Here is a 12,287-nt window from a genome sequence, read left to right as displayed (position 1 = left end):
ATTTTGATACCAAGGTCTAACTACCCAGTAAAACCTTTATATATATACAAAATTTCTTTTATTTCTTCATTTTACCCGCTCATTGGCTGAAAAATGCACCTCCTTGCATCCTACTACTCTCTTGCACTGCACATAAAAGGAATCTATTTTGTATACAAGATTACCCTTTATCTTTCTGGATGATTCATGAAGCTACGCATCATTAACCCCAATACCACTCACGGTATGACGCAAACCATCGGCGAGGCTGCTCAAAGGGTGGCAGCGCCAGGGACACATATCGTGGCGACGCAACCTGATGCTGGGCCGGTCTCGATTGAAAGCCATTTTGACGAGGCCATCAGTGCCGTCGGCGTGGCCGAAGAAATCATCAAAGGTGAGCGTGACGCCACCGACGCCTATGTGATTGCCTGCTTTGGCGACCCGGGCCTGCTGGCCGCGCGTGAGCTTACCCGCGCTCCAGTGGTGGGTATTGCCGAAGCGGCCTTTCATATGGCCACCCTGATCAGCACGCGTTTTTCAATCGTCACCACCCTGGGGCGCACCGGCATCATTGCTGAACACCTGCTTGAGCAGTACGGGTTTTCCCAGCACTGCCGACGGGTGCGCGCGGCGGAAATCCCGGTGCTGGATCTGGAAGAAAATAGCGATGCAGCGCTTGAGCGCATCATTGCCGAGTGTCAGCGCGCCCGGGATGAAGACAATATCGGCGCCATTGTACTGGGCTGCGGGGGCATGGCCGATCTGACCGAGACGATCTCTCGTGAGGTGGGCCTTCCCGTTCTGGAGGGCGTGACCGCAGGGGTCAAGCTCGCCGAAGCGCTGGTCGGCCTGGGGCTGGGTACCAGCAAAGTTGGCGATCTTGCCTTCCCGCGCCCCAAACGCTTTACCGGCCAATTTGAGCATCTTTCAGATTGGCAGCCAAAACGCTAAGTGGCACACCACTTGCTTAATTGCACTAACAATAATTGCACTAACAACAATCGTTGACGCCATTAACAGGCACGCCAGCCGCAAGCCTTCCCGGTCAGGTAGACCGGAAGACAACCATAATTTCTTGCGAGGAAACACATCATGACTCAATCAACACCCTCTGACCTGGCAGCGGGCACCGCCAAGCCAGACACCTCTCCGGGCAAAGCCCCTGGTGAAGAGTCCCTAGCCCCCAGCAGACCCGGATCATGGGCAGGGCCTCCTACTTTCTGGCCTGGTTTGGTGGCTGTGTTTCTATTGGCACCTTTGCTATGGGCTCAAGCGTGGTAGGAACGCTCAATCTACTCCAAGCAACCCTGGCGATTGCCATTGGCTGCTTTGTGATCGGCATCGCCCTGGCGCTTAACGGTGCTGCCGGCTACAAGTACGGCATCCCCTTTATGGTGCAGGCCCGCAGTGCGTTTGGCTTTGCCGGTACGCGTTTGCCGGGACTTGTGCGTGCGGTTCCTGCGATTGTCTGGTATGGCTTTCAAAGCTGGATCGGCGCAGGCGCGCTTAACATGGTCTCCGCCACCCTGTTTGGCTTTGATAACCTGGTGTTCTACTTCATTACCTTCCAGTTCCTGCAGATCGGCCTGTCCGTGATGGGGTTCCAGGGCATCAAGTGGCTGGAAAATATCGGCAGCGCTTTTATTCTGCTGTCCTTGATGTACATGTTCTATGCCACCGTGCAGCGCTACGGTGATGAGCTGTCCGCCAGCCTGCTGACCATGGAAGGCTCCTGGGGAATGCCGTTCTGGGGGCCACCATGCTGTTTCTCGGCATTTACAGCACTATGATGCTGAACGTTAGTGATTACTCACGCGAGCATAAAAAAGGCACTGCCCAGAGCTTGTTGACCATTATTTATGCCATGTCGATTCTGCCCTGCACCCTGTTCATGGGGCTGATTGGCTATATGGTATCGGAAGCCACCGGCACCGCTGACCCGATTCAGGTGTTTGCCAACGCCGTGGATAACACGCCGCTGCTGATGACCACCTTGCTGTTCATCGCCTTTGCCCAGGTCACGACCAACGTACTGAACAACGTCGTACCACCCACCTATGTGTTGATGGATGTGTTCAAGCTTAAATTCACCACCTCAACCGTCATCGTTGGTTTGCTGGCCTTCGCCACCTTCCCCTGGAAGCTGGTTCAGCCGGATTCTGCGGCCGGTTTGCAGCTGTTTGTTCAGACCTACTCAGCTTTCCTTGGGCCTATCTTTGCCATTCTGGTGGTGGATTACTACCTGATCCGCAAGCGCACGCTTGATCTCGACAAGCTCTACGACGAACAAGGTCCTTATAAAGGCGTCAATGCGGCTGCTCTTATCGCCACGGTGGTGGGCATTATTGCGGCCCTCACCTTCTCGGCAGTTTCCTGGTATGCCAGCCTGATCCCGGCCGGTGTGACCTATTACCTGCTGATGAAGTCATGGGCTCCCTGCCAGCGGTTCAACCAGTAAGCCCGAGCCAGTCAAGACACCGGACAAGAGAGCATTAACCATGAATGAACCACCAGCGTATAGCGATCTCAACATCAAGCAAATTGACCCCAGCCTTTGTAATGAGGATCTTGCTCCTTTAAAGCCTGAGCACCGTAACTGGGGCGCCTTTGAAATCTTCAATGTATGGTCAAACGACATCCAGAGCCTGTTTGGCTATACCCTGGCAGCCTCGCTTTTTCTTTCCTACAGCCTGAACGGCTGGGCCGTTATGGCGGCGATCATTGTCGCTGGCATCATCGTCATGTATCTGGTCAACCTGACCGGCAAACCCAGCGTTAAATACGGCATTCCCTTTCCCGTGATGGTGCGCGCCGCGCCAGCATGGGGGTACGTGGCGCCAACCTGCCCGCCATGCTGCGTGCCATCGTGGGCATTTTCTGGTACGGCGTGCAGACCTACTTTGCCTCAACCGCCGTGTCCTTGCTGATCACTGCCCTGCTTGGCGCAGGAGATGGCAGCACTTTCCTGGGGCTCTCTGGCGTCGCCTGGCTATCCTTTGTAATTGTCTGGCTGTTTCAGATTGCAATTTTCTGGCAAGGCATTGAGCGCATCAAGCACTTCCTTAACTGGGCAGGCCCGCTGGTCTACGTGGTCATGGTTGTATTGATGCTGGTTGTCTGGTTTCAGGCCGGGAGTGAGCTGCTGCCTGCCATCGGTAGTATCTTCAGTGGCAACGAGGCAGAAGGTAGCAGTGGTATCGGTGCCTTTATGGCGATTGTAGGCACCCTGGTGGCCTACTTCGCGGCCGTTGTGATCAACTTTGGTGATTTCACCCGCTTTGTCAAAACCGAGCGCCAGATGAAGCCTGAGTGATTGAATGACCATCCCGCAACGCTAACACTTACCTGCCTGTATCAATAGAAACGCCCGGTTTAGCCGGGCGTTTTTAATGGCACCACTGTTTGTCATACCTATTTATCACACACCCAAGGTTAAACGCCAAATACCTGACGCAGGTCGGGGGCGCTGCTGTCTTCTTCAATGATCGAAAGCGACGATTCGATGGTTTTAAGGTGGCGACTCATAAAAGCCTTGGCGCGCTCTCCGTCACCTTCCTCCAGAAAGCGGATCAACTCATCGTGATCGTGGGACTCACACCCCAGATGGCCCGGGTTGCCGTAGACGGCCAGAATCAAGGATGACCGCGAACATAGCCGTTCAACAAAATCCGCCAGCACCTCATTGCCAGACAGTTGTGCCAGGCGGACATGAAAATCAGCGGAGAGTCGAATCGCTATGCTCTGCTGCCCTTTACGCAAGGCCTGTCGTTCCTGATTTGCCATCTCACGTAACTCGGCCGCCTCAGCGGCGCGCATGTTACGCGCCACATCCGGCATCAGGCCACACTCGACCAGCTGGCGGGCATCAAACACATCCTTGGCATCATCGGCACTGGGCCGCGTGACACTGGCGCCGCGATGGGGGCAATAGTCACCAGCTGTTCCAACGCCAGGCGTTGCAGAATCTTGCGAATCCCGGTACGACTGATACAGAACACATCCGCCAATGCATCTTCACGCAGACGCGCGCCTGGCTTTAGGCGGTGCTCGATAATGGCATCACTGATTGACCGATAAATCTCTTCATGGCGATGTTTGCCTTGCTTGCCGGTGGTCTGCGATTGCTGAACGCCCTGCATATCAATCTCCTTTGCAAGGTCGTTATGTTACCCGCCAGAGGCCGATACTTGCCATCTCCACTGACGCCTGGACATAAAAAACCCCGTTGGCAGCTCGGGCTGCTCAACGGGGCTCTGGCGGTCAGTCAGTATTAGCTGGCGGCTTTCTGGGTGGCCTCAGTCACGCTTTTCAGACTGTCTTCAGCCAGTTTCTGGCTGTCCTGAAAGAAGCTCTGGCTAAGAGCGTTCATTTTTTCTGCGTCGCCTTTGAAGCGTTCCATCAGATCCGTCGCTGCCTTTTGCTGACTCTCGGCGGCTTTTTTCATGCTGTCGGCATCTTTCACATCCAGCCAAGTGCGCATCTGGGCGACAGAAAAATCGCTGTAGGCGCGTGCTGCATCAACCTGGGCGCTTAACATCTGATCGCAATAATCAAGCGTTTTGGCAGCATAGGCGCGCATTGGTGCAGCCACGATGGATTCCAACTGCTGGGTCGTCTTTTCGGTAGCTTTATTCATACTTCCTCCGCAACGTTTTTGATCGTTCATCTAAAACGTTATGACAATAAATAGGCAATGAATGAGCAGCGATGAGCAACAACCCTCTGGTCATAATCAATCTCTACGCTGCAAGGTTCATGCAGTGGCCTCTGCTATCCATAAAGCTAGCAGGCATTTTTGTGCAGTGCAACATAATTTACCCAGAGATTTATCATGCCGACTGTTCGTCGCCCAGGTCACGTACGGTAAGTGCTTGATCACCCAGCCCGTTATGGGCAGCACATAGCCGTTTGAACCAGTCGCCAACCAAAGGCTCTTCAATCACCGGCGCCTGTCGGGAGACGATATTTGCCCACATGACGCTACCAAACAGCAGGTAATCAGCACCGCTGGGTGTCTCGCCATCCAGAAATGGGCTGGTGCGTAACACTTCCCTTACCGGCGCCAGGGCTTTATATAGCAATGCCTGGCCCTGTTCGGGTGAGTGAAACTCTTCCAGCGTGCAACCAAAACGAGCCTCACGGGTGGCACGGAAGTAATCTCGATCATCCGGGTGAATGGCGGCCAGCAGATCCAAGGCGACAATGCGAAACAGGGCCGGCGAAATCTGGCGATCAACAAAATGGCAAAACAGCAGCGCGCGCTGATAGCTGACACCGCTACCCAGCACAGCCGGCGTTTCGGGGTAGGCATCGTCAAGGTAACGCATGATCGCGAAGCTATCGGCAACGACCTGGTCGCCATCACACAGCACCGGCACCTTATCGGTATTGGCAAAGGCAATGGCGTCTTTTTGTTGAAAACGCCAGGGTTTCACCTCGACATCCAGCCCCTTATGGGCCAGTGCCATCCTTACGCGCCAGCAATAGGGCGAAAAACGTAGTTGCTCATCGCGACCGTAAAGGTCATAAAGAACGCGCGCCATTGTTGATTCCTTTTGTTGGATCTTGGAAATATTGGATCTCTAAAAATTGTCTATTAGTCTAATAAAGCTGACCTTTAATCTTTCTGAAACTTGCACATATTCCATTTATAAACAATATTTTAATCTTTAGTCGTTGTATTACTCGCAGAAAAGTACACCTACATATTGGTATGACCAATTATCCAGCAATAGCCATGCGCCGACTGACTACGTATCTTTACAGCCGTTACGATGACTGCTTATGCAGTTGATCAATAGCGGAGCATATCATTATTAATAACAGGGGAAATGCCTCCCATGAATGACACACTACTCGCATTACTTGCCTTCGTACCTCTGGTGCTGGCAGGTGTGCTGTTGATCGGATTACGAATGGCGGCCAAAACGGCCATGCCGATTGTTTTTGTGGTCACAGCACTGATTGGACTGCTCGCCTGGGATATGACGTTCTCTCGTGTGCTGGCGTCAACCTTGCAAGGGTTGATCCTGACGATCTCGATACTCTGGATTATTTTCGGGGCCATCCTGCTCCTCAACACGCTGAAGCACTCCGGTGGCATCACGGCGATCCGTAAAGGTTTTTCGGGTATCAGCCCTGACCGCCGCGTGCAGGCAATTATTGTCGCCTGGCTGTTTGGTTGCTTCATTGAAGGGGCGTCCGGTTTCGGTACGCCAGCGGCGGTTGCCGCACCGCTGCTTGTAGCGCTCGGCTTCCCGGCCCTGGCGGCTGTTGTAGTGGGCATGATGATCCAGTCCACGCCGGTTTCCTTTGGCGCCGTGGGCACGCCTATTGTCGTCGGCGTCACGGGAGGTATTGACCGTGGCGGTATTACTGAAACGCTGGCAACCGGCGATGTCACCTGGATGGAATACTTCCGCCTGGTCGTCAGCGAAGTCGCCATTGTTCACGGGCTTGTCGGTGTACTGATGCCGCTGTTGATGGTAATCATCATGGTGCGCTTCTTCGGGGCCAACCGTTCCTGGAAGGAAGGCCTTTCGATTACGCCCTTTGCGCTGTTTGCCGGTGTGTCCTTTGTCGTTCCCTATATGCTGGCTGGGGTTTTCCTTGGCCCGGAATTCCCGTCAATGATTGGCGCCATGGTTGGCCTGGCGATTGTAGTGCCCGCTGCACGGCGCGGCTTCCTGCTGCCGAAAGACACCTGGGACTTCCCGGATTCCAAGTCCTGGCCTGATGAGTGGATTGGCAAGCTGGAAATCAAGATGGACGACATTGCCGGTAAGGCGCCTGTTTCCACCTTCATGGGCTGGGTTCCCTACGGCCTGCTGGCTATCATTCTGGTAGCCTCACGCGTGGTCGACCCTTTCCGTGAAGCCCTTCAGTCACTCAGCTTCGGGTGGAGCAATATCCTCGGTGAAGCGGGTATCTCCGGCGCCATACAGCCGCTCTATCTTCCCGGTGGGATTCTGCTGATGGTGGTTATTTTGACCGCCCTCTTGCACCGCATGAAGCTTGGCGAGTTGAAGGATGCCTTCACTGACTCTTCCAAGACGATTCTGGGTGCTGGCTTTGTGTTGATTTTCACCATCCCGATGGTACGTATTCTGATCAACTCAGGTGTCAATGGTGCCGATCTTGTTTCCATGCCAGTGGCCATGGCGCAACTGGTGTCCGACAGCTTCGGCGGTGTCTACCCCTTCTTTGCCCCCGCCGTGGGTGCACTGGGTGCCTTTATTGCAGGTTCCAACACCGTCTCCAACCTGATGCTTTCAGACTTCCAGTTCAACGTGGCCAATCAGCTGGGGCTTTCAACGGCCTTTATGGTGGCCCTGCAAGCTGTAGGTGCTGCCGCCGGTAACATGATTGCCATTCATAACGTGGTGGCCGCATCGGCAACGGTCGGGCTACTTGGACGTGAGGGAACCACCATTCGCAAAACCATCCTGCCGACTATCTACTACCTTGTCGCTGCGGGTGTGATTGGATTGATTGGTTTCTATGTTATTGGCTTAAGCGATCCGCTTATGCAGGTATTGGGAGGATAACGCCTTACTCCCTGCAAGCACCTTCGCCGGGGCAACCCCGGCGAAGGTCAACGTTACTTCCATGACGTTGTGCAAACGCAGACGCTTCCCCTACCTCCTAGCGCCCTGCTTCCCGCCAAGCCATCTCCACCAACACGGTTTTCAAGAGCATGTTGCAACCGCCTTCTCAAGGTTAATGCTCAACTTAATGCTCAGGATTCGTGTCAAAACGTTATGACACCCCAGGATTCCAGAGCCTTACTCGACACTATTGACTGTCCATGGCGATTCAACTGCTTGCCGCCACTCGACAGACACAGGAGCAGCCAATGTCCGCATCGACGCTTATTAACGCCCTTTCTGCCGCCACCGGCAGTGACAACATTGCCACCGACGACGCTACCAAGCGCCCGCACCAGATCGGCTACCGCTCTGGCTATGGCGAAGCCGCTGCCGTGGTCTATCCCACTTCACTGCTGGCGCTATGGGAAGTGCTTAAAGCCTGTCATCAGCATGATGCTGTCATCATCCCCCAGGCGGCCAACACCGGCTTGACTGAAGGCTCAACGCCCAAGGACGACTACGGGCGGCCAGCCGTCATCCTTAGCACCATGCGCCTGAAAGGCCTGCACTTTCTGCAGGAAGGCAAACAGGTGGTTGCCTTGCCGGGTGCGACACTGTTCGAGCTTAGCCAGCAGCTAGCGCCCATTGGCCGCGAGCCCCACTCGGTGATTGGCTCCACCTCGATTGGCGCTTCTGTGGTGGGCGGTGTGTGCAACAACTCCGGGGGCGCTCTATGCCGCCGCGGCCCGGCCTATACCGAACTTGCCCTCTATGCCCGAGTGAATGAGAACAACGAGCTTGAATTGATCAATGAGCTGGGTATTGATCTGGGTGACACCCCAGAAGAGATCCTGCCACGGGTTGAGCAGGGTGACTTCCCGGAAGATAGTGTGCGCCATGATGTCGGCAAGGCCTCCGACGATGACTATCAGACCATTATCCGTGGCGCCGACCAGCCTGGGGCCGCGCGCTATAACAACGACCCGCGCCTGCTGCATGGTGCTTCCGGCAGTGCCGGTAAGGTCGTGGTGTTTGCCGTACGCCTGGACACCTTCGAGCAGGAAAAAGATGTCACTACCTATTACGTGGGTACCAACGATACCCAGCAGTTGGCGGACTTCCGTTTCCGCTTCCTGCTAGAAGCGTCACGCCTGCCGATTACTACCGAATATCTGCACCGCGAGCTGTTTGATGTCGCCAAACGCTACGGCAAGGACAGCTTCCTGCTGATCAAGTGGTTGGGCACCCAGCGCCTACCTGGCGCCTTCCGCCTCAAGAACCGGGTGGATAGCCTGTTCCGCAAGATTCCGTTTTTACCAGAACCCTTTACCGACCACGTTCTACAAGCGGTTTCCCGCGTACTGCCATCTCCCTTGCCCAAGCGCCTGCACACCTGGCGGGATGCCTATGAGCACCACCTGATCATCCGCGTTAACGGCGACATGTGTGAAGAGACCGAGCGCTTCCTGAGCGAATGCTTTGGCCAGGATGCATGGTTCCGCTGCACGCCGGATGAAGGCGAGCGCGCCATGCTCCATCGCTTTGCGGCGGCTGGGGCAGCGGTGCGCTACCGCACCATCCACCATAAGGACGTCGAAGACATTCTGGCCCTGGATATTGCGCTGTCACGTAATGATCCTGAATGGTTCGAACAACTGCCGGAAAGCATCTCCAAGGATATTGTCCATCGGCTTTATTACGGCCACTTTTTCTGCCATGTGTTTCACCAAGACTATATCTTCCGCCGCGGCGCTGATGTGGATGCGCTGAAAAAGCCATGCTGAAAATTCTTGATGAAAGGGGCGCTGAGTACCCTGCCGAGCATAATGTCGGACACCTCTATCCTGCCAAGAAGGATCTGGCGGCGTTCTATCGCAAGCTCGACCCGACTAACTGCTTTAACCCTGGCATCGGCAAGCTACCGCGCACACCCTATTACAAGTAGGCAAGCGCTCAGTCACTGATGAGCTCGTCTGATTAGCGGGCGCTAGGTTAATGCTTTTTAATGGCAGGGATAGATTTATGAAAACATTTTCCATAGAATTAAAACCAGCGTTTTTCTTACGCCCTCCTTGCCCTCAGGAGCAGCCATGAACATTCTTTATGATGAACATATCGATGGTGAACTGCAGTCCTTTGAAAAAAGCGACATTCTCGCAGATTTACAGCAGTCAGTGCCCTCACTGACGCTACTGCATCGCGAAGAAGACCTGCGTCCTTTCGAATGCGATGGCCTAGCCGCTTACCGCGTTCTGCCCATGCTGGTCGCCCTACCCGAGACACTTGAGCAGGTGCAGACACTGCTGAAACGCTGTCACGCGCTGGGCGTCCCCGTGGTCACTCGCGGCGCTGGCACCGGCCTTTCCGGCGGCGCATTGCCGCTGGAGCGCGGTGTCCTGCTGGTAATGTCACGCTTCAAGAAAATCCTGTCCATCGACCCGGATGCCCGCCTTGCCCGCCTTCAGCCCGGGGTACGCAATCTGGCCATTTCCGAGGCCGCTGCGCCTTACGGGCTTTACTATGCGCCAGACCCGTCTTCCCAGATTGCCTGCTCCATTGGCGGCAACGTTGCTGAAAACGCCGGTGGTGTTCACTGCCTGAAATATGGCCTGACCGTTCACAATGTCATGCGTGTCGATATCATTACCATCGAAGGCGAATGCATGACGCTCGGCTCCGAGGCGCTGGACGCCCCTGGTTTTGACCTGCTGGCACTGATGAATGGCTCTGAAGGTATGCTCGGCGTGGTTACCGAGATTACCGTCAAACTGCTGCCCAAGCCGGAAACCGCCAAGGTGCTGATGGCAAGCTTTGATGATGTTGAAAAAGCTGGCCGTGCCGTGGGCGATATCATTGCTGCGGGGATTATTCCCGGTGGCCTGGAAATGATGGACAAGCTGGCTATTCAGGCCGCGGAAGACTTCGTCAAGGCGGGCTACCCCGTTGAGGCCGAGGCCATTCTGCTGTGCGAACTGGATGGCGTGGAAGCCGACGTCGACGACGATTGCCAGACCGTTCGCCAGGTGCTTGAGAAAGCCGGCGCTACCGATATCAAACTGGCCCGTGATGAAGCCGAAAGAGCCAAATTCTGGGCGGGTCGCAAGAACGCCTTCCCGGCGGTGGGGCGCATGTCACCGGATTACTACTGCATGGACGGCACCATTCCGCGCCGCGAACTGCCTCGCGTACTCAAGGGCATTGCGGCGCTGTCCCAGGAAAGCGGCCTGCCCGTGGCCAACGTATTCCATGCCGGTGATGGCAACATGCACCCTCTGATTCTGTTTGATGCCAACCGCGAAGGCGAACTGGCGCTGGCAGAAGAGGTCGGCGGCAAGATTCTTGAACTCTGCGTGGCCGCCGGTGGCTCGATTACCGGTGAACATGGCGTTGGGCGCGAGAAGATCAACCAGATGTGCAGCCAGTTCCAGGCCGACGAGATCAGTGTCTTTCATGCCCTGAAAGCGGCCTTTGACCCTGACCGCCTGCTCAACCCTGGCAAGAACATCCCGACCCTTGCCCGCTGCGCTGAATTTGGCGCCATGCATGTACATAACAACGAGCTTCCGCATCCGGAACTGCCCCGTTTCTGAGCCTGCAGGAAAAATTATGACTGAGACCGCCACGCTGAACGCTGATCAAGACATTGCTGATTCTCTTTGCGCCCAGGTCAAACAGGCCTACGCCGAACGCGCACCGCTGCGCATTGTTGGCGGTAATACCCGAGCCTTCTACGGTCTTCCGGTTGACGGCGAACCGCTGGAAATGGCTGGACACACCGGCATTGTCTCCTACGACCCCATCGAGCTGGTGATTACCGTGCGTGCCGGCACCCGCATCAGCGACCTTGAGGACGCTCTTGCCGAGCATAACCAGATGCTGGCCTTTGAACCGCCGCGCTTTGGTAGCGCCAGCACCATTGGTGGCGCGGTGGCCACCGGGCTTTCCGGGCCACGCCGCCCCTGGGCAGGCGCCGCCCGCGATTTCGTGCTGGGCGCACGGGTCATCAGCCAGGAAGGCAAGCTGTTGCGCTTTGGTGGCGAAGTTATGAAAAACGTGGCCGGATACGATATGTCGCGCCTGATGGTGGGTGCCCAAGGCACTCTAGGTGTGCTGGCAGATATTTCCTTCAAGGTGCTGCCCAAACCCACTGTAAGCCACAGCCTGAAGCTCTCCATGCCCTTGGATGATGCGCTCAAAAAACTCGCCAAGCTGGGCCGCCAGCCGCTGCCAATCACCGCTGCTGCCTGGCACGCCGGTGAGCTGTTTGTGCGTCTGGAAGGCGGCAAAAGCTCCGTCAACGCGACGCGTGAACAACTGGGGGTGAGGAAATCAGTGCGGACCTGTGGCGCGAACTGCGCGACCTGGAGCACGCTTTTTTCACTCAGAATAACGACAAGGCACTGTGGCGGCTGTCGTTGCCACCCAACACCCCAGCCCTGGCGCTGGATATTGCCGAGAACGATATTTTCTATGACTGGGCGGGCAGCCAGCGTTTTATCAAAACATCCCTTGACGCCGACACCCTCCGCGACGTCTGCCAACAGGCAGGCGGCCATGCCACCTGTTACACGCCTGCTGTCTATGGCGGTGCGCAAGCCCCCTTCACACCACTCAATCCAGTGGTGGAAAAATATCACCGTCAGTTGAAAGCACAGCTGGATAGCCAGGGTATTTTCAATCCCGGGCGTCTTTATGCGGCGTTTTAACCAGGAGAGC

At 55.7% G+C, this 12,287-nt stretch carries 5 protein-coding genes and 5 pseudogenes; 7 read left to right on the top strand and 3 right to left on the bottom strand.

The annotated features are described in order from the left end of the window. Positions 1 to 186: 186 nt before the first annotated feature. The 3 genes and pseudogenes from HLB35_RS09010 to HLB35_RS09000 all read left to right on the top strand — a co-directional run. Positions 187 to 933 carry an aspartate/glutamate racemase family protein gene (locus HLB35_RS09010; protein ID WP_171702329.1) on the top strand — a complete coding sequence of 249 codons (747 nt, stop codon included), beginning with the start codon at positions 187 to 189 and terminating at the stop codon, positions 931 to 933. A 141-nt stretch (positions 934 to 1,074) separates the two neighbouring features. After that, positions 1,075 to 2,440: pseudogene (locus HLB35_RS09005) on the top strand (NCS1 family transporter). Between the two features lie 40 nt (positions 2,441 to 2,480). Then, positions 2,481 to 3,286, top strand: a pseudogene (locus tag HLB35_RS09000) (cytosine permease); the annotation flags it as partial. A gap of 128 nt (positions 3,287 to 3,414) precedes the next feature. On the opposite strand, the pseudogene HLB35_RS08995 reads toward HLB35_RS09000, so the two are convergent. The 3 genes and pseudogenes from HLB35_RS08995 to HLB35_RS08985 all read right to left on the bottom strand — a co-directional run bounded on the left by HLB35_RS08995 (position 3,415) and on the right by HLB35_RS08985 (position 5,525). Next, positions 3,415 to 4,121, bottom strand: a pseudogene (locus HLB35_RS08995) (GntR family transcriptional regulator). Positions 4,122 to 4,252: 131 nt separating this feature from the next. Next, the gene (locus tag HLB35_RS08990; protein WP_171702328.1) at positions 4,253 to 4,618 is read right to left on the bottom strand and encodes a phasin family protein; all 366 of its coding nucleotides are present in this window, start codon (positions 4,616 to 4,618) and stop codon (positions 4,253 to 4,255) included. 193 nt (positions 4,619 to 4,811) lie between these two features. Continuing rightward, entirely contained in the window at positions 4,812 to 5,525 is a 714-nt protein-coding gene (locus HLB35_RS08985; protein WP_171702327.1) for a glutathione S-transferase N-terminal domain-containing protein, read from the bottom strand. Between the two features lie 297 nt (positions 5,526 to 5,822). On the opposite strand from HLB35_RS08985, the gene HLB35_RS08980 reads away from it, so the two are divergent. The 4 genes and pseudogenes from HLB35_RS08980 to glcE all read left to right on the top strand — a co-directional run bounded on the left by HLB35_RS08980 (position 5,823) and on the right by glcE (position 12,277). Next, positions 5,823 to 7,529 (top strand): L-lactate permease, encoded by a 1,707-nt coding sequence (locus HLB35_RS08980; RefSeq protein ID WP_171702326.1) that lies wholly within the window; start codon positions 5,823 to 5,825, stop codon positions 7,527 to 7,529. A 260-nt stretch (positions 7,530 to 7,789) separates the two neighbouring features. Beyond that, positions 7,790 to 9,516, top strand: a pseudogene (gene dld / locus HLB35_RS08975) (D-lactate dehydrogenase). A 145-nt stretch (positions 9,517 to 9,661) separates the two neighbouring features. Continuing rightward, positions 9,662 to 11,161, top strand: coding sequence for a glycolate oxidase subunit GlcD (gene glcD, locus HLB35_RS08970; protein WP_171702325.1), 1,500 nt, complete (start codon positions 9,662 to 9,664; stop codon positions 11,159 to 11,161). A 16-nt stretch (positions 11,162 to 11,177) separates the two neighbouring features. Further along, positions 11,178 to 12,277, top strand: a pseudogene (gene glcE, locus HLB35_RS08965) (glycolate oxidase subunit GlcE). Positions 12,278 to 12,287 lie beyond the last annotated feature (10 nt).

It is taken from the genome of Vreelandella azerica (assembly GCF_013112225.1).
Classification (GTDB): Bacteria; Pseudomonadota; Gammaproteobacteria; order Pseudomonadales; family Halomonadaceae; genus Vreelandella; species Vreelandella azerica.
This window is presented reverse-complemented; position numbering and strand designations above follow the sequence as displayed.